This is a genomic window from Cesiribacter sp. SM1, from assembly GCF_020178975.1.
Lineage (GTDB): Bacteria > Bacteroidota > Bacteroidia > Cytophagales > Cyclobacteriaceae > Cesiribacter.
On sequence record NZ_JAHXBU010000047.1, the window covers coordinates 77,359 to 94,611 of the forward strand.

16 protein-coding genes are annotated in these 17,253 nt (G+C 49.1%); 7 read left to right on the top strand and 9 right to left on the bottom strand.

Features of this window, described 5'->3' with window-relative positions:
• Positions 1 to 5 precede the first annotated feature (5 nt).
• From KWJ01_RS11710 to KWJ01_RS11720, 3 genes are all read right to left on the bottom strand, one after another.
• Complete coding sequence (locus tag KWJ01_RS11710; protein ID WP_224996631.1) at positions 6 to 800, bottom strand: SprB repeat-containing protein; 795 nt, start codon at positions 798 to 800, stop codon at positions 6 to 8.
• A gap of 91 nt (positions 801 to 891) precedes the next feature.
• Positions 892 to 2,448 carry an outer membrane beta-barrel protein gene (locus KWJ01_RS11715; RefSeq protein ID WP_224996632.1) on the bottom strand — a complete coding sequence of 519 codons (1,557 nt, stop codon included), beginning with the start codon at positions 2,446 to 2,448 and terminating at the stop codon, positions 892 to 894.
• On the bottom strand, positions 2,417 to 2,995 hold the full coding sequence (locus tag KWJ01_RS11720) for a sigma-70 family RNA polymerase sigma factor (protein WP_224996633.1): 579 nt from the start codon (positions 2,993 to 2,995) through the stop codon (positions 2,417 to 2,419). Before KWJ01_RS11720 ends, KWJ01_RS11715 begins: the two co-directional genes overlap by 32 nt.
• A 505-nt stretch (positions 2,996 to 3,500) precedes the next feature.
• On the opposite strand from KWJ01_RS11720, the gene KWJ01_RS11725 reads away from it, so the two are divergent.
• The gene (locus KWJ01_RS11725) at positions 3,501 to 4,568 is read left to right on the top strand and encodes a methyltransferase (RefSeq protein WP_224996634.1); all 1,068 of its coding nucleotides are present in this window, start codon (positions 3,501 to 3,503) and stop codon (positions 4,566 to 4,568) included.
• Positions 4,569 to 4,863: 295 nt separating this feature from the next.
• Positions 4,864 to 5,232 (top strand): hypothetical protein, encoded by a 369-nt coding sequence (locus KWJ01_RS11730; RefSeq protein WP_224996635.1) that lies wholly within the window; start codon positions 4,864 to 4,866, stop codon positions 5,230 to 5,232.
• Positions 5,233 to 5,343: 111 nt separating this feature from the next.
• Here KWJ01_RS11730 and KWJ01_RS11735 read toward each other — a convergent pair whose 3' ends face one another.
• From KWJ01_RS11735 to KWJ01_RS11745, 3 genes are all read right to left on the bottom strand, one after another.
• Entirely contained in the window at positions 5,344 to 6,624 is a 1,281-nt protein-coding gene (locus KWJ01_RS11735) for an ATP-binding protein (protein ID WP_224996636.1), read from the bottom strand.
• A gap of 249 nt (positions 6,625 to 6,873) precedes the next feature.
• The gene (gene fabF / locus KWJ01_RS11740; RefSeq protein ID WP_224996637.1) at positions 6,874 to 8,121 is read right to left on the bottom strand and encodes a beta-ketoacyl-ACP synthase II; all 1,248 of its coding nucleotides are present in this window, start codon (positions 8,119 to 8,121) and stop codon (positions 6,874 to 6,876) included.
• Positions 8,122 to 8,347: 226 nt separating this feature from the next.
• On the bottom strand, positions 8,348 to 9,508 hold the full coding sequence (locus KWJ01_RS11745; protein ID WP_224996638.1) for a PLP-dependent aspartate aminotransferase family protein: 1,161 nt from the start codon (positions 9,506 to 9,508) through the stop codon (positions 8,348 to 8,350).
• A 205-nt stretch (positions 9,509 to 9,713) separates the two neighbouring features.
• Here KWJ01_RS11745 and KWJ01_RS11750 point away from each other — a divergent pair, with 205 nt between their 5' ends.
• From KWJ01_RS11750 to KWJ01_RS11770, 5 genes are all read left to right on the top strand, one after another.
• Positions 9,714 to 11,201 (top strand): FAD-dependent oxidoreductase, encoded by a 1,488-nt coding sequence (locus tag KWJ01_RS11750; RefSeq protein WP_224996639.1) that lies wholly within the window; start codon positions 9,714 to 9,716, stop codon positions 11,199 to 11,201.
• Between the two features lie 198 nt (positions 11,202 to 11,399).
• Positions 11,400 to 11,717, top strand: coding sequence for a hypothetical protein (locus KWJ01_RS11755; RefSeq protein ID WP_224996640.1), 318 nt, complete (start codon positions 11,400 to 11,402; stop codon positions 11,715 to 11,717).
• Between the two features lie 103 nt (positions 11,718 to 11,820).
• A complete protein-coding gene (gene murQ / locus KWJ01_RS11760) occupies positions 11,821 to 12,639 on the top strand; it encodes an N-acetylmuramic acid 6-phosphate etherase (protein ID WP_224996641.1) in 819 nt (272 codons plus the stop codon).
• On the top strand, positions 12,626 to 13,192 hold the full coding sequence (locus tag KWJ01_RS11765; protein ID WP_224996642.1) for a hypothetical protein: 567 nt from the start codon (positions 12,626 to 12,628) through the stop codon (positions 13,190 to 13,192). Before murQ ends, KWJ01_RS11765 begins: the two co-directional genes overlap by 14 nt.
• A gap of 100 nt (positions 13,193 to 13,292) precedes the next feature.
• Positions 13,293 to 14,519: a hypothetical protein gene (locus KWJ01_RS11770; RefSeq protein ID WP_224996643.1), complete on the top strand. Its 1,227-nt coding sequence runs from the start codon at positions 13,293 to 13,295 to the stop codon at positions 14,517 to 14,519.
• Positions 14,520 to 14,526: 7 nt separating this feature from the next.
• On the opposite strand, the gene KWJ01_RS11775 is transcribed toward KWJ01_RS11770, so the two are convergent.
• From KWJ01_RS11775 to KWJ01_RS27990, 3 genes are all read right to left on the bottom strand, one after another.
• Positions 14,527 to 15,522, bottom strand: a complete 996-nt coding sequence (locus KWJ01_RS11775; protein WP_224996644.1) for an endonuclease/exonuclease/phosphatase family protein — start codon at positions 15,520 to 15,522, stop codon at positions 14,527 to 14,529.
• On the bottom strand, positions 15,506 to 16,882 hold the full coding sequence (locus KWJ01_RS11780; RefSeq protein WP_224996645.1) for a DUF4173 domain-containing protein: 1,377 nt from the start codon (positions 16,880 to 16,882) through the stop codon (positions 15,506 to 15,508). Before KWJ01_RS11780 ends, KWJ01_RS11775 begins: the two co-directional genes overlap by 17 nt.
• A 100-nt stretch (positions 16,883 to 16,982) precedes the next feature.
• Positions 16,983 to 17,117: a hypothetical protein gene (locus KWJ01_RS27990; protein ID WP_255651071.1), complete on the bottom strand. Its 135-nt coding sequence runs from the start codon at positions 17,115 to 17,117 to the stop codon at positions 16,983 to 16,985.
• Positions 17,118 to 17,253 lie beyond the last annotated feature (136 nt).

Genomic DNA, 17,253 nt, shown 5'->3' on the forward strand with positions numbered 1-17,253 from the left:
ATGGTTTAGTTTTGAAGTGCTCCATCATCTACCCAGCAGGCAATGGCAGCAATTTCTGCTGCTGAAAGTGATTTGCCCGATGCCGGCGGGGGCATAATTTTGCTGTGGGTCTTTTCTTTTATGGCTGCAGCATTGTTTTGTATCTGGCTAAACTGGGTAAAGTTAGCCCGGCCTGTACCGGATACATGGCAACCTGCAACAGCACAATTGGCTTCGATGATGGATTTTACTGTTCCATCGAAACTGGTGCCGCGCAGCAGGCTAAAATCGGTGCTGCTTACGCAGCCGGCTGCATCTTTTACATAGGCGGTGTGCTGGCCGGCAGCCAGGTTAGAGAAGCTGGCACTCTCCTGAAAAACGGAGCCATCCAGGCTGTAGGTATAGCTTCCCTGGCCACCTGTGCCGCTAATTGCAACCCCGCCATTGCTGGTACCGCAGCCGGCATTTGTGCTCGACTGAATAGAGGCAAGCAGGCTGCTGCTTTCGGCAATGGCAGATTGCTGTTCCGTGGTACAGCCCTGCTCGTCTCTAACCTTTAGGGTATAGGTTCCTGCTGCCAGGTTGCTGAACTGGCTGCTTTGCTGAAAGCTACCATTGTTGAGGCTGTAGGAAAGCGCACCACTACCGCCGCTTGCCTGTACCTGTAGGCTGCCATTATCGTTCCCGCAGCTGGCATTTACAATGGCAACATTAACTATTGCAGGAGGTGTCTGGCAGGGCTCCGGCTCGGGATCGCCGGAGCAGCCCAATAAAAAAAGCACAATAGCTCCCGGGCTAAAAAAAGTGAAAAAGCTTTTCATAGCAGAAAATTTAGATTGATAAAAATTAAGCAGTTTGGCGGCCAGTCCGGCCACTGTACGTTTATACTTTCCTGGATTCTAATGTTACAGGCTAGTCATTTGTGCGCCTCATGAAGTTGTATTTCAGGTGGATGAAAAAGCCCATGGAATTTAATTTTGCAGTTCCTGCTCCTACGCCCTTTATCGGTACTTTCAAAAATGGCTCGGCCTGCAAAGACCAGCGTTCCGAAATGGCACGTTCATAGCCTAATGATAGGTTCCAGGCCGCCATAAAATGCCTGTGTTCGTTGCGTACTTCGTAGGTGTAGTCATCGTAATAATAACTGTCATACACCATATAGTACTCTTCGCGCTGCATCAGGTAGCTCGATGCTCCCGTGCTCACAAAGAAGCGGTGCCTGTTCTTTTGGTAGAGGTAGTAGCGCAGGTTCAGTGGAATGTCAATCACGCCACAACTTGCATCTACATAATCGGGTGCGTAACCATGTTGCCACGATTCGCCGTAGGGAGAAAAATCACCCCCGGCCATGTAATTCTTTTTGCTGTAAAATGCCCCGCTAAGCAGCGATACCCTTTTCAGGAAGAAGTACTCCAGGTGAACTCCTGCACCAGCACCCCATTTCACGCTGCCTGCCTGCCCTGTTCCTGTAAAATCAGGGGCTAGGGTTAAACTTACACTTAGCGGCAAAGTGCTGCGCAGCTTCTTTACAACAGCCCCGGTATCTGCCCCCGCCTTAGGTTCTGCAGCAAGTAAAGGCAGGGCAGGTGTTTTAGCTGCTGTATCCAGGCTCATGGGCATCCAGCTTTGTGCTGAAATTTGAGGCAGCCTATTCAGTGCTGCTTGCTGCTTTTCAGGCTGCTGCACACCTGCATTTGCTGTATGTTCAACAGCCTTCTGTGCGGCGGCAGGCTTTTGCGCATGATCTGCAGCGCTTTGCTGCCCTTCATTTGTTTCCGGTACTGCTGCAGCCGCTACCTGTACCGAACTGCTGGAATGCTCCATAGCAGGGGTATTACCTTTGCTGTTTACTGCAGCAGTTTGTGCTGCTCCATGCGCTGTCGCGGCTTCTGGCAGTGCCAGGCGCGCAGTTTCAGCCGTTCTGCTGGCCTGTATCCTGCTGCTGTTCCCGGCTCCACTACCCAGTTCTGAGGTAGAACTTTCAGTCGCTTTGACATCTTCTTCAGCACCACCAGCAGCTCCTTTGTTTTGATCAGCAATAAGCGGAGAAGCAGGTTTCACTGCTACACCTTCTGGATCGTTGGTGTCTGTTAGCTGTATTGCTCCAGCTTCGGTGCCTTCCTCTTCTGCTCTTGATGTTGCTGCTGCAGTGCTGGTACCAGGCCCTTTAAGCTGCACTTGCTGTTGCCTTTGTGGCTGCAGCTGCTCTTTCTTGGTGTAGCTGCTAAACAGGTACCAGCCCAGCACAGCACTGATGAGCAGGGCCGCCATCAGACCTGCACTACGGCCACCCCTGGCGGAAAAGCCACCTCCCCTTGAGGGTCCCTTTTCAACCGGCATATGCGTATCCAGCATTTTCTCCATCGATGCCCAGGCAGCCTGATCGAAGTCAGGTAACTGGCCCTCCTGCGATTTCTGCCGGATATACTCCTCGAAATTACCGTTTTGCCACTCCTGGTGCTTGCTCATGATCGTAAATTTTAGTTAACCTCTTCTGCAAAAGTGCCTTTGCCTTGAAAAGATTAGATTTTGAGGTTCCCACCGATATGCCCAGCTGGCCGGCAATTTCTTCATGTGTAAATCCGTCAATTACATACAGGTTAAAAACCGTGCGGTAAGCCGGACTTAAAGCTTGTATTTCTGTTAAGATTTCATCGTAAGAGAGCTTACTGCTAACAGTTTCCTGTTCAGAGACCTTCATCGCGTTTTCAATATCAGAGTTGTTGTTTGTGTGCCTGCTGTTTTGCCGGTAATAATCAATAGCAGAATTAATCATAATCCGGCGTATCCAGCCTTTGAGTGATTTCTCCTGGTTGTACATTTCTATTTTTGTAAAAACCTTGAGAAAACCCTCGTTCAGTACTTCTGTGGCTTCTGTACGGTTTGCCGTATAGCGCAAACAGATGTTCATAGCATAGCCGTAAAAATGCTGGTAGAGCATTCTCTGGCTCTGCCGGTCATTTTCCTGGCAACCTTTCAGCAGGTTTTGAAGGCTTATGCTAATTCCTGGATCCACATTAACATTTTCAAGGTCAGCACGCAGGCTGTGGCCGATTGGTTGCCTGCTGTTTAAAAAAAAACTAACAAAATTCCTTATCCTTAAAGCCGCTTATAAAAGCCGCCGATGCCGGCTGCTGCTAACTGTTAAAAGTTAAGGATTTTTATGGCTCCTACGCATGCTCCAGTGTTGAATGTTAAATAGTGTTTGGCTGGTGGTTATTAGTTTGTTGGGGTGGTTTAGCAGTTGCTGCAACTGCTGCTTTCGGTGCTGATCGCAGGCAGGATATAGCCAGCCCCTAAAACATGAACTTTATCATATTTTAGATTTCGCCAAATAGTTAAGATTGTAAAATATGCTGTGAGCTTATGCCACTGCTATTGGGTGTATGATCTTCATTTCCAGGCTTGAGTGCCTGATTAATTATTGATTGCTATACTGCTGAAGCATGCAGAACAGCGGACCGGCATCATACATTGGTACATCTCTTTTAACTTCATAACCGGCCGATCGGGAAGTCCTTATGAATTTTCAGTCAGATAACAAGCATGCCGTAGAGGCAAGACATGAAGCACAGAAAATAGCGTTCGGCCCTGTTGCCTTTCAGGCTGCACTGTGCTTAAGAGACCTGGGAATCCTTGCTTTTATAGAGAAGGGGGGTAAGGTGGGGCACACAGAAGATGAGGTGGCATCTGCACTTGGCCTCTCCGTTTATGGCGTAAGGGTGCTGATGGAGGCCGCCCTTGGCCTGGGCTTACTGTGCTTAAATGACGGGCGCTATACCGCTACCAAAACAGCTTTCTTTATACTCCATGACAGGATGACGATTGCTAACATGGACTTTATGCAGGATGTCTGCTACCTGGGTCTTTTCCATCTTAAAGAATCTGTTACAAAGGGAAAACCGGAAGGCCTGAAAGTATTTGGGGATCAGTGGAAAACAGTGTATGAGGCCCTGGCTTATTTGCCGGAAAAAGTACAGAAAAGCTGGTTTGCCTTTGATCACTACTATTCTGATATAGCCTTTCCAGAAGCACTTCCGCTCTTGTTTAAACATAAACCGGCTACGCTCTTTGATGTTGGTGGCAATACCGGCAAATTTTCCATACGCTGTGCACAGTATGATCCGGAAGTTAAGCTGTGTATTCTTGACCTGCCGGGCCAGTGGAACATGGCTGCCAACAATATCAAAGAAGCAGGCTTTGCAGATCGGATCAGCGGTTATCCCATCAACCTGCTCGATGAAACACACGAATTTCCTGCTGGTGCAGATGCTGTATGGATGAGCCAGTTCCTGGACTGCTTCTCCGAAACCGAAATTGTATCTATTCTGTCGAGGGCTAAAAAGGCACTGAGCAGGGAAGGGGCTGTTTATATTCTGGAAACCTACTGGGACCGCCAGCGCTTTGAGGCTGCCGCTTTCTCATTGCAGCAGATCTCTCTCTACTTTACCAACATTGCCAATGGCAACAGCCAGATGTACCATTCTAAAAATATGATCAGGTGCATTCACGAGGCAGGCCTTTATATAGATGAGGATATTGATGGCATTGGGATCAGTCATACCCTCTTCCGCTGTAAGGCTAAATAAAGCTTCTGCTTTCGGCTCTAAAGTATAATCATAAGCCGTGCCTTGCCGGGCAGAGGTGGAGCAATGTGGCAGGATAAAGGAGTTAGTACAAGCTTTTTGTTTTTTCTTTTTTTCTGTTGCAAAATGGCTCCACTCTGGTATATCTCCCTCATTAAAATGTAGATAGGTGCCGGGCTTTAAAGCGTTGCTTCTACATTAAAATATAATTAAAAATCAGCTTCCTGCCTGAATAAAGGGAGCTGCGGAAACCATTCACGAAATTGGTTTGTATTCCTATAGATCAATTTTTCATAATATGATTTTAGAGGAACGTCTGGAAGGTAGTTGGAAATCATATAAGACCCTGGTACATGGAAAGGTTAAAATAAGCTGCCCTGCAAATTACCAGGAGTTTCATTTTTCAAAAGATGGAAAGGTAATCCTGGAACATACCCGTGATGGCTATAGTACCGCTGGTGTATCCAACAGAACCTGGGGGCTTAAAACCGTTACTGATCGGGAAGGTGATAGCCAGACTTACCTGGTGCTGAATAATAAGCTTCAATACCAGATTGTATCTCTTAATAAGGATTTTCTTGTGATTAAGACACTCCTGGGCACTATTTACTTTGCCAGAGAGGCAAAGTGGCAGGAGTTAACTGCCGTTACCGCTAGCCTTAACTGATTCAAAAAGCCTTTGGGATAGCTGATGGCTGAATGATAGAGTTAAGCTTCGATGATATTAACCTGCTCAGTGTAGAGCAGGTTTCCTTGTTTTAAGGGCTGCAGACCAGGTTTATATAGCGCCTGAAAGGGACAAATCCTGCAGGGGTTCCTGTGCTGCCCTTTTTACCGGCACCCACAAATGAAAGCTGCTGCCTTCGCCATAGACCGACTCTGCCCTGATGCGGCCGCCAAGTTTTTCTATAGATTCTTTAACTATGTAAAGGCCCAGCCCAGATCCGCCGGAGCGTTCATTACCACGGTAGAACATTTCGAACATGCGGGCCTGCACGTTAGGGGGAATCCCTGGTCCGTTGTCTGCCACCAGGAGGTGCAGCTCATCACCCTCTAAGCTTGCATCAACAGTAACCCGGGCTTCCGGGTATTGCAGCCGGTGGTACTTTATTGCGTTTGCAACCAGGTTGTTTAGTACAGTGTTCAGGCGCTGGCGGTCAAGCAGCAGCACTTCCTGGAAATGAACAGCTTTCATGAGCTCAATAGGCTGCTCTTCGTACAAAAAGCGATGGTTATTGAATACCTCCTCAATTAACTCCTGCAGTACAACCGGCTCGGCCTGCAGGGGCAGGCGAGCATTGCGGGCATAAGCGGTAATATCGTTAATAAAGGCCTCCAGGTTGCTGATGCGCTTACGCATCATTTTCATGTACGATTGCATCGTTTCATCAGCAGGCTTTTTTTCCATCAGCTGTATCAGTCCTAAAACTGAGAGCAGGGGCGCCCTTAGGTCATGAGAGGTGCTGTATACAAAGCGGTCCAGTTCTTCATTTACCTTGCTAAGCTCTTCGCTTCTTTGTTGTGCCTCATCTGCCATTTCCTGCAGGTGTTTTTCGGCTTTATAGTTTGCGTGGGTAATAAAACTGAATATCAGGAAGAGGGCGACCCCCGATGCTATAAAATTAACCGTGAAGGATATATTATCGGGCTCTTCCAGTAAAGGCAGGTTACCAAATAGCCTGAAATCTGTGACCTCCAGCAGCAGGTAACAGCTTAATATAAAACCGCCCCCCAGAATTTTCCCCAAATGCTGCTTATAGCTGAAACATATAAATACGGAACACAAAAGTGGCAGGAACAGCAGGTGCAGTCCATTCTCTTTTGGAATAATAGAGCCTGTTACTAACAAAATAATGCTAAGGGATGCAAGTATACAGTAGGGAACAAAAGACCGCCTGCTCAGCTGGTTAAGAACCATAAGGCCAGATAACCACAGCAGGATTACCAGATCGAGCAGGGCAATAGCAACAGAACTTTGGTAAAAGTCCCACACAGCCTGCAGCCCTGCTGCAGATGCAGCAACCAGTAGTAATCTGTTAATCAGGTGTTGGTTATTCATGTATCAGGCAAAAAAGAAGTCAGCAGAAGAAGTTGCCCAGGTCCGCAATTAAGTAAATAATCCTATTTATGGAAGCGCAACACCTTCCACATGTATGATATTTAGTGTGTTTACATAAATATCTGCTGGATAGTGTTAGCCCTGTGCCTCCTGATTTCTCCAGCATAGAAACGCGCTGATTATCATCTTATTTCTGCGTAATAAAAAATACTGTTCCAGGAGCCGTGGGCTGTGCTTTGGGAAACAGGTCTACAGGCTGGAGAGTAACAGGCTTGCATTGTGGCCGCCAAAGCCAAAGCTGTTGCTAAGTGCAAACTTGATTTCTTTATGTAATGGCTGCCTGCAGATGTGTTGCAGTTGGGTGGGCAGTGCGGGGTCCGGGGCCTGCAGGCTGGCAGTGGGGGGAAGTGTATGATGATAGAGTGCCAGGGCAGTGGCAATGGCTTCTACAGCCCCTGCTGCTCCCAGCAGGTGGCCTGTTTGGCCTTTGGTGCTGCTTACTGCAACTGATGCCAGCCGGTTGCCCAGTAAAAGGGCTATTGCTTTTGCTTCGGCCAGGTCGCCTGCCTGGGTAGAGGTGGCATGTGCATTTATATAGCCGAGCTGATCAGGGGAAACACCGGCTTCCTGCAGTGCCATCTGCATGCTAAGTAAGGCGCCGCTTCCTTCTGGTTCCGGGGCAGTAGGGTGCCAGGCATCGGCACTCATACCACCGCCTGCCACTTCTGCATAAATACGGGCACCGCGTTCCTGTGCATGCTCCAGCCGCTCCAGTACCAGGGCTCCGGCGCCTTCACCCACTACAAATCCATCCCTACAGGCATCAAAAGGGCGTGAGGCTGTGGCCGGATCCTCATTACGAACGGATAGAGCTTTCATGGCATCGAAACCTCCTACCCAGGCCGGGGTGATAGGGGCTTCGGAGCCACCGCAGAGGATGGCATCGGCCTTGCCCAGCCGCAGGTAGTTAAAGGCTTCTATGATGGCAGTGGTGGCAGAAGCGCAGGCCGATACGGTGCCAAAGTTTACTCCTCTGAAACCAAACCTTAAAGCCAGCATGCCGCTGGGTGTATCCAGGAGTGTTTTAGGGATCATATAGGGGCTGTAGCGGGGCTGTCGGGGGCTGGCGGCATTTGCAAGCACCTCCTGCTCAAAGCTCTCTACCCCTCCATTGCCCGATGCCCATACCACGCCCATGCGTTCGGGACGCACAGCGGGCAGTGCTAAAGCGGCATCCTGTACTGCTTCTTCGGCGGCAACAAGAGCGTACTGGGTAAAGCGGTCGGTTTGCCGCAGGGTTTTGTGATCCAGGTAGTCCCGGGCCCTGAAATCCTTTAGCTCACAGGCTATGCGGCTTCGGTAGCCGCTGGTACTAAAGCGGCTGATCGGGCCTGCCCCGCTGCGAGCCTCCAGTAAACCATTCCAGAAAGAGAGAACAGAGTTGCCAACCGGTGTTAGCGCACCCAGTCCCGTAATGACTACCCTGTTTAATTGCATGTTAAGTTCTTGATTGATGATGGAGACAGGAATCTGGATTTAGCTAGCCCGGAGCAGCCTATATGAAAAAACTATCAGCAAAAGTAGCAGGGCTGATGCCACAACCATTTCAGCGCTGTTTACATTTCTGTTGCTGCTTTCCTATGCCCAACTGCTCACTGCACTGCCAGTCGCTTTACAGTTTAGCGTTCAAAGCCTTCAATCCAGACTCCTGCATCATGCTCTGTTACTTAGCCCGCAGTGCACTGTCCAGATCTGCAATCAGATCTTCTGCAGCTTCAATGCCAACAGAAAGGCGCAGCAGACCATCGGAAATACCTGCCTCCTCCCGCTCTGCGGCACTCATTTTTAAGTGAGATGTTTTTCTGGGTGAGCAGATCAGGCTTTCCACACCACCCAGGCTCAGGGCCGGCATAATTATTTGCAGGCGGTCTGTGAGTGCATCGGCAGCGGTACCACCACCAGCTACTTCAAAAGAAAGCATGGCGCCAAAGCCCTTCATTTGCTTTCTGGCCAGCTCGTGTTGTGGGTGAGCAGGCAGGCCGGGATAGTTTACTTTTAACACATTAGGGTGCTGTTCCAGGAACTCAGCAATACGCTGGGCATTCAGGGTCTGGCGTTCTACGCGTATCTCCAGGGTTTTCAGGCTGCGCTCTATCAGGGCGCAGGTTTGGGCATTAAGACTTCCGCCTGTGTTCACCGCATGGGTGCGTAGTTTTTGCATGGGTTCGCGCCTGCCCAGCAGCACGCCAAAGCAAAGGTCGCTGTGGCCGCCAAAATATTTGGTACCGCTGTGCATTACCACATCTACGCCCATTTGCAGGGGCAGCTGGTTAATGGGCGAGGCAAAGGTATTGTCTATAAAGCTTAGCAGTCCGCGCTCTTTTGCCAGCTTTGCTATGGCCGCAACATCAGTCAGCTTCAGCAGCGGGTTGCTGGGCGTCTCCATGTACAGGGCTTTGGTAGCCGGAGTAATGGCGGCGGCATAGGCTTCAGGGGTGGTATCGTTAATCAGGGTAAAGCCAATCCCAAAACGCGGCAGTTCGGTACGGAAAAAGCTGTAGCTGCCTCCATATATTTCTTTAGGGATTACCAGGTGATCGCCACTCTGCAGCAGGCCCAGCACCATTGCGCTGATGGCGGCCATGCCAGAACTGAAAAGCATGCCTTCTTCGGCATGTTCCAGGGCACACAGCTTGTCTACAACCGCCTTTTGGTTAGGAGTATTGTAGTAGCGCGGGTATTTGTTATCGGCAGGGTCTCCATAGCCAAAAGCAGAGGAGGTATGGATGGGGGTATTAACACCCTTTACATTTTCATCAAGTTGGGTTCCACTGTGTACGCACTGTGTGGCGGTACGCCAGCCGGAGGTATTTGGGTTGCTCATTCCCAAATTTAAGCTGCTAATTGGTTAATGTACTAATTTTTTAGTACGCGAATTTAAAACTGTTGCCGGGGAACGATAATGGTACTGATGTGGAAGATGACAAGAGTGTTCACATTTAAAATGATGTGAATATTTATACACTATATATTAAACAAAACATCAGTTGCCATTCAAAGTTACCCTTATAACCAAAGCTATAAAACCTATGACAACATCTTATTGGGAACGGACAGCCAAAAAAGAAGTCTATGCCCCCCTGGATAAAGACCTTGAGGCGGAAGTACTGATTGTGGGCGGAGGCCTTACGGGGCTGATGACGGCCTGGAACCTGATGCAGGCAGGAAAGAAAGCAGTGATCGTGGAAGCACGTACCATTGGCAGTGGTGTAAGCGGCAATACCACCGCTCACCTTAACTCTTCAGTAGATTGTGACTATCACATTGTAGCGCAGAACTTTGGTAAGGACACGGCCAAACTTGTGGCAGAAGCTGCAGTTTTAGGAATTGAGCTGGTAGGGCAGGTAGACAAGGCGCATAACCTGGATGCTAACTATAAAAAGCTGCCTGCCTATATCTATGCCGAAACCACCGACCAGATCCTGGAGCTGCAAAAGGAGCTCAAAGCCGCAAAAGAAGCTGGCCTGGATGTTGAAGAAGTGGAGGAAATAGAAGGGCTTAATTTTCCAACCGGGATGGTGGTGCGCTTTAACCGTAACGCTCGCTTTCATCCCCTGAAGTTTTTGTACGGACTGGCAGAAACCCTGCGGGAAGCGGGTGTGCAGATCTATGAGCAAACACGTGTTGAAGAGCATAATGAAAAAGACGGATATGTAGAGGTTACGCTTTCTACTGGTGCCACTGTGCGGGCGCAGCACCTGGTACTGGCAACGCATAGTCCTATTTTTATGCATTCGGTACATACCCGTATGGCACCTTACCGTTCCTATGCCATTGCTGTGCGCACCCGCCAGCCGGTGCCCGATAGCCTGATCTACGATATGCGCGAGCCCTACAACTATGTGCGTAAAGAGGAGGATGATGTGGTGATCATTGGCGGTGCCGACCATAAAACCGGCCAGACCGGAGATGAGAACCAGCACCTGCAAAACATTAAAGCCTGGGCAGAAGAACGTTTTGGCATAGCCGAATACCTGGCCAGCTGGTCGGCGCAGGTATTTGAACCTGCAGACAACCTGCCATTCATTGGTAAAAGCCTTACCCACAAAAGGGTATACTATGGTACTGGTTATTCCGGAGATGGTACCCTCTGGGGTTCTTTTGCCGGCTACCTGCTGTCAGATATTATTCTGGGCAAAGAGAATAAGTTTGCAGAACTGTTCAGCCCGGCACGCCTTAATGTGAAAGCAGAAGCAGGCGAATTTCTGAAGGAAAACCTGAATGTAGCAAAGGAGTTTATCGTAGAGCGCTTTAGCTCCGATGCTTCTGATGTGAAAGAAATACCTAATGGCGAAGGAAAGATTTTGCGGCAGGGCATTCAGCAGTATGCGGTATTCCGCGACGATCAGGGTGGTTTGCACGTAATGAGCCCTACCTGTGTGCACATGGGCTGTGTAGTGCAGTGGAATAAAATGGAAAAAACCTGGGATTGCCCCTGCCATGGTGGCCGTTACAAAGCAACCGGCGAGCAGCTTTCCGGACCCCCGGCTACTGGTTTGCGTAAGGCAGAGTTGTAAGCAACGACAAGCTTAGCCTGTATAGCATGTTTTAAATTGCCTTTGCTTCAACTGGCCAGACAATGAATAAATGTATATTTATATCCTCTTTGGGCTAAAACCTGGGAGGATTTTCTTTTGAAGTCATGTAGCCTTTGAAAGATTGCTGATCATATTCGGCATGTCTGGTTTTGTGGTGCTTCTTAAAAGGAGGTAGGTTTGGGTATTTTATTAACTGCGTTTTTATCCGGAGTTGTTTTTTGGTTCTGGCGGTATGTTAAAAGTAAGACCGGTACCATCAGGGCAGAAGGGTTCTATACCAAAGGCATTGTTGTTGACTATCAACCTGCACCTTTTGAATTAGGTGGAGACTGGACTGGAATATACCCTTATGTAGAATATGTTGATTCAGATCAGCAACAGAAGAAGGGTATGCTTAAATACCCTGTCAGGTATGCAGAGCCGTTCAAAATAGGGGCGGAAATTGAAATAATTAAGCATAATGGAATACTTTATCATAGAAATTCCCTGCACTAAGATCTGCTTAAGCACCATGACAGGAGAGAGTATAATATTATTTCAAAAGTTGAGGCAAGCTACCTTGCCTTTTACTTTGATCTTTAATTTTTAATTGATTGCAATGAGCATCACCGAATCAAGCTCACACTATAACCACCTCGAACGGATGAGTGTGCGGGAGCTGCTGGAGAATATAAATAAGGAAGATAAAACAGTGCCACTGGCCGTAGAAAAGGCTATTCCGCAAATTGAGGCGCTGGTTGAGCAGTTGGTGCCGCGCATGCAGCAGGGCGGACGCCTGTTTTACATTGGCGCGGGTACCAGTGGCAGGCTTGGCATTGTAGATGCTTCTGAATGTCCGCCTACCTATGGTGTGCCCCACGACTGGGTAGTAGGCCTTATTGCCGGCGGCGATAGTGCCATCCGCAATGCTGTTGAGTTTGCTGAAGATGACCGTGAAGCTGCCTGGCATGATTTGGCATCCTACCTGCCCAATGAGCTTGATACGGTGGTAGGCATTGCGGCCTCTGGCCGAACGCCCTATGTGATCGGGGGGCTGCAGGAAGCCCGCAAGCGAGGCCTGCTTACAGGTTGTGTGGTGTGCAACCCCGGCTCGGCGGTGGCAGCGGCCTGTGAGTATCCTATAGAAGCTGTTGTTGGTCCGGAGTTTGTAACAGGCAGTACCCGTATGAAGGCTGGCACCGCCCAGAAGCTGGTGCTGAATATGATCACCACCTCCACCATGATACGCCTTGGCAGGGTAAAAGGCAGTAAGATGGTAGACATGCAGCTTAGCAATAAAAAGCTGGTAGAACGTGGAACCCGCATGATCATGGACGAGTTAACTATCGAGGAAGCCGAAGCCCGGCAGCTGCTGCTGCAGCAGGGTTCGGTTCGCAAAGCCGTCGATTTTTACCGTCAGCAACATGCACGAAATTGAACCTTTTTATAACTGGCTAAAATATTATAACGTAGCCGAAGATACCCGCTCACCGTACTTCGGGAAGGAGTACAATTACGAGCTGTATACCGATGCCATCTACAATTATTACATAGATCCGGCCTGGGATTTTATGGGCTCCGAAACGCTCTATTTTAAAATTCTCTGGGCCGATTATGACCGTGGTTTTGTAGTAATGGAATTCCTTGGGGAATGGAATGATGCCATCAACAACGACATCATGCACCTCAAACGCAATATAATTGACCATTTTACCCCAATTGGCATCAACAAATTCATCCTCATCGGAGAAAATGTGCTTAATTTTCACGGCTCCGACGATTGCTACTATGAGGAGTGGTTTGAAGATGTGGAAGATGGCTGGATTGCCGGCATAGGCTTTCGCGACTTTGTACAGCACGAAATGAAGCTCTACAACATAGACGCCTACATTAACATGGGAGGCCAGCTGGATGTACAAAACTGGCGCACCATGAAGCCCCAGCTTTTTTGTGAGGCCATCAACAAGCTGGTAACCTATCGCCTGGGTTAAGCACTGTACAGTATATTTGCTTATGTTTGGCAGGGGCTAAGATGCTCTGCATGATTCCGGCATGCCGCCCCTAATTCTTCAGAAAGCATAAGCAATTTGCATGATCAAAATATTTCCGAAACCTGAAATTCCTCCGCTGGGGCATGCTGTAGCATTACAGCAGCCCCGGCTGGAGGAATTGCTTTTTCTGGGCATCCACACCCTGGTGAGGCAACGGAACCGGGAAGACGGAGCAGATTACTACTACAGCCTTCCCGTAGGCTACACCTCTTTTTACCCGGTTTCTTTCTGTGCCGATGGCTCAAAAGCCCAATACCATCCTGAGGCTGCCGACTGGCTTGCAAAGCCCCTGATCGACAGTGTGGTGCAGGGCAGGGGCAGTACAGTTACCATAGAAAAACAGGTTTTTAAGCAGGCAGGCCGGGTGGTAATACTTAATTGCCTCGACGATTGCTATGGCCATGTGCTGGTGAAGCTATTCAATGCCCGGCAGTATTTAGAAGATCCTGCTTTGGGCCTGGTTGTGATTATACCCCATATATTTGCCTGGCTTGTGCCTGAGGGTGTGGCCGAGGTCTGGTCGGTGCAGGCGCCGCTGCGGGCGTTAAAGGCTGTGCTTACTAATTTTGATGCTTTTGTAAAACAGGAGCTTAGCCGCTTTTCCGAAGTTTATCTGAGCCCTGCTGCTACCAGCCTGGATTACAGCAAAACAGATTTCTCCCGCTTTATAAAGGTGCCACCCTTTGCCATGCAGCATTTTATGGAGAAGCCAGCGCACATAACATTCATCTGCAGGGAAGACCGCTTCTGGCTCACCAGCCAGGCCGACGCAAAGCTGTACCTGGCGGCCGTAAAGTTTAAGTTTCTCCCTAAAGTAAAGGCTTATTTTGTACACAGGCAGAACCAGCTGTTTCAGCAGGTGGCAGGGTTGCTCGGGCAGCAGCTTAAAAACGTTAGCTTTGCAATAGCTGGTTTTGGCAATAGTGGGCAGTTTCCTGCAGATTTCAGCGATATGCGCGTACAGCCCGGAACCATGACAGAAGCAACAGAACTAGCCTGGTGCCGGCAATTTGCCAGTAGCCATGCCGTGGTAGGGGTACATGGCTCCCACATGCTGATCCCTTCCTGGCTGGCGGCCGGTTTTATAAGCCTGGTGCCACCTTATAAGATTATCAACCAGGCAGAAGATGTGATACCGCGGCACAGTGCCCAAAACCAGGTGTACCTGGGCCGGTTTTTGCCCACCAGCGTATCTCCTGCAATTGTTGCACAGCACCTGGCAGCCATGATCCGGTACTTTCCCCACCATTACAGGATAGAGGAGTAGGAGAAGGCTACTCTGCCTGCTTTTCCAGGTTTTCGCCCAGCAGTATGCTGTTGTTCTCTTTGTTGGTAACGGGTTTCAGGGCAAGGGTTGCCACCATGGCTTTATGGTCGGAGCCAGGGATGGGTGCGCTGCCATGACTAATGCGCTGCCAGTGGGCGCTGTGCAGTACATAATCAATGGGAATGCCCCACCTGCCCAGGGGAGAAGGCCAGGTAGCAGTATAGTGTAGTGATCGGCAGTCTTTCAATCCGGCAGCCTGCAGTAGTGGCTTCAGGGCAGAATCCCAGGGAACTATGTTAAAGTCGCCCAAAATAAGGGTGGGCATATCAGCTTCTCTGACGAACTTTGCAATTTCGTGGAGCTCTTCGTTACGTGCCTTAAAGCGTTTTAATGTGACTGGAGAGGGCGTATGTACGCTTAAAACAAGGGTTTCCTGGTCTCCCTGCCTGATCTTTGCGCTAAGCACCGGGTATCCAGCCCAAACATTAAGCTGTACATCTTTTAAAGGTTTCCTGGAGAAGATTGCCATGCCGTAGTGTTTTTCGTGCGGTGCCAGGCTGTAGTACGGATACTCCTCGCTTAGTAACTCCGCCAGTGTATCTGTCCATACCTTATTTACCTCCTGAAAGGCTAGAACATCTGCATCCAGGGACATTATTTGCTGGGCCACCAGCTCATGCTTCCTGTTTTCCTGAAGCACATTCACCTGTGCCAGTCTAAGTGTGGATCCGTTGCCCTGCATAGGGGTAGAGGTGTGGTGCTGCGGGATAAGCACCGGAATACAAAGCAAAATCCAGAGAGCAAGCCAGCCAGCCTTCCAGCTTTTGTGTTTCAGCAGCAGCCATCCGCACCATAGCAGGCTTATTACCAGTAAATGTGGCAACCAGGAGCCGGCAAGAGCAAAGATGAAGAGGGGGCAATAAGCAGCCAGAGCCAGAAAGGGCCCTGCCAGCCAGGGACTGGTTGACAGAGCTTTGCTTATATGTCTATTTAATTGTTTCAAGATTCTGTTTCGCATAGTAATTCAGGAATGTCCAGCTTTTCCAGTTGTCTGTTTTGGTAGATTCTACCAGGCGAATACGCCGGGAGTGCAAATTTAATTGCTGTTGGTGAGAGAATTTTGCATTGTGTTGCAACAGCTGATCTGTGTTATGTAAGGAAAGTGCCAGAAGGTAGCTGTTATCGGTTATTTGTGCTTTTTCGAGATTATACCATGTGATAATACGTGCCCAGGGAAGTACAGTTACCAAGAGTAAAACTAGTATAGTAGCCTTGAAATTGCGTGTAAACATCCACCAGAGCGTTTGTTTTTCAGTTATTTTGATCCAGGTGGAAATCAGCCCAATTAGCACTAGAATCAGATATACCCAAACACCGATACGTTTATAGGTAAGACCGTAGGAAGCTATATACCAGCTGTTTTTCAGGGCGGTAGTGGAGGCAAGCACAGCATTTTGAACTATCCACACTTTGGCTAGTAGCAGGAGTGACTGGTTCTGGCGGAAGAAGTTAAGATTACCGCGGAAAACATATACCAGCAAGGCAACGGCCATTACAATGGAGACAATAAGTGTACCTACGCCCTGGTGTACCCATTCGGCATAGGTGGTTCCGCCACCCGGTTTGCCTTCCAGCAGGGTAGTAATATCAATGCTGTGAAAGAGCAGGAGCAGGGCATTCAGGAGTCCCAGCACCAGTAGGGCAGTTTTAAACTCGTACTTGAGCCAGAAAGGGTTCAGCAGCGATTTTCTCCGGCGGCGCAGCAGCACATCCGGCTGGCGTGCATCCCAGGCCTCCAGCCTGCTTTGCGGATGGGCATAGGCCAGGGCAAAACTGCCCCACAGCAGGCAGAAAAACAGCAGGAACCAGGAAAAGTCAGGCAGGTGCAGCTGTGCCAGAGATGCCTTACTGGCAAAAACAGGACTGGCATTAGCATAGAGCGCATAGAAGATAAGGGTAATGCCCAGGGGGGGTAAGCTAAGCAGCAGGCTTTTGCTCATGCTAAAACCAGGCAGGGGACCATGTTTTCGGCTGCGGATAGCAAGCCAGCCCCCTTTCACTAAGCTGCTGATGCCTTCGGGTATGGCCGTTGGCCAGGAGAGCTTGTTCTGGCTATTGCCTATCAGCACGAAAAGTAACAACCAGAACAGTACCAGGCTAAGGGCGGAAGCACTTAAGGCAACCCCTACCCCGGAAAAGCCAAACAGCAGTGCAGGCAGGGGAGCGATACGTTTGCTCCACACCAGCAGCCCCAGTATAATAAGAGACAGCAAGAAGGCATTCAGTCCCCAGTTAGCTTCGTATAGCAGCCAGGTTCCTGCTAAGGCTGCTGCTGACTGGAAGTAAAGTTTGATGTTTTTCATAAAGCACTTTGTTTTTCAAAGTTAATTAGCAAAAAAAGAGAAGTCGTTTTGTATAAGTGAATGAGCAATAAATTACGGATACACAAACTGAAGAGCACGTTTATCTTGCCTGACTTATCAGGCTCTCGGTTACTACACCCGCCAGCCCGGAGAGGGAAATAAACCGGCTGCAGCGCTCCAGGATAGTGGGAATTTCTGCCAGATCATTTAAGTAGGTGTCAGTCTTGCTTATCATTTAAAGTACTTTGTGTTCCAAAGTAAGTTATTTTTGCAGCTAAACTCCAAGGGAAACGCAGGAAAAAATTAACGGCTCAGCAAAAATGGCGTAGTGCTGCCTCCGGGAGTAATAAAAAAGCACAGGGGTCTCCTGT

Bases quoted from the DNA above. Each gene is read 5' to 3' on its own strand.
- KWJ01_RS11710 (WP_224996631.1), bottom strand. From the start codon at position 800: ATGAAAAGCTTTTTCACTTTTTTTAGCCCGGGAGCTATTGTGCTTTTT.
- KWJ01_RS11715 (WP_224996632.1), bottom strand. From the start codon at position 2,448: ATGAGCAAGCACCAGGAGTGGCAAAACGGTAATTTCGAGGAGTATATC.
- KWJ01_RS11725 (WP_224996634.1), top strand. From the start codon at position 3,501: ATGAATTTTCAGTCAGATAACAAGCATGCCGTAGAGGCAAGACATGAA.
- KWJ01_RS11730 (WP_224996635.1), top strand. From the start codon at position 4,864: ATGATTTTAGAGGAACGTCTGGAAGGTAGTTGGAAATCATATAAGACC.
- KWJ01_RS11735 (WP_224996636.1), bottom strand. From the start codon at position 6,624: ATGAATAACCAACACCTGATTAACAGATTACTACTGGTTGCTGCATCT.
- fabF (WP_224996637.1), bottom strand. From the start codon at position 8,121: ATGCAATTAAACAGGGTAGTCATTACGGGACTGGGTGCGCTAACACCG.
- KWJ01_RS11745 (WP_224996638.1), bottom strand. From the start codon at position 9,508: ATGAGCAACCCAAATACCTCCGGCTGGCGTACCGCCACACAGTGCGTA.
- KWJ01_RS11750 (WP_224996639.1), top strand. From the start codon at position 9,714: ATGACAACATCTTATTGGGAACGGACAGCCAAAAAAGAAGTCTATGCC.
- murQ (WP_224996641.1), top strand. From the start codon at position 11,821: ATGAGCATCACCGAATCAAGCTCACACTATAACCACCTCGAACGGATG.
- KWJ01_RS11765 (WP_224996642.1), top strand. From the start codon at position 12,626: ATGCACGAAATTGAACCTTTTTATAACTGGCTAAAATATTATAACGTA.
- KWJ01_RS11770 (WP_224996643.1), top strand. From the start codon at position 13,293: ATGATCAAAATATTTCCGAAACCTGAAATTCCTCCGCTGGGGCATGCT.
- KWJ01_RS11780 (WP_224996645.1), bottom strand. From the start codon at position 16,882: ATGAAAAACATCAAACTTTACTTCCAGTCAGCAGCAGCCTTAGCAGGA.
- KWJ01_RS27990 (WP_255651071.1), bottom strand. From the start codon at position 17,117: ATGATAAGCAAGACTGACACCTACTTAAATGATCTGGCAGAAATTCCC.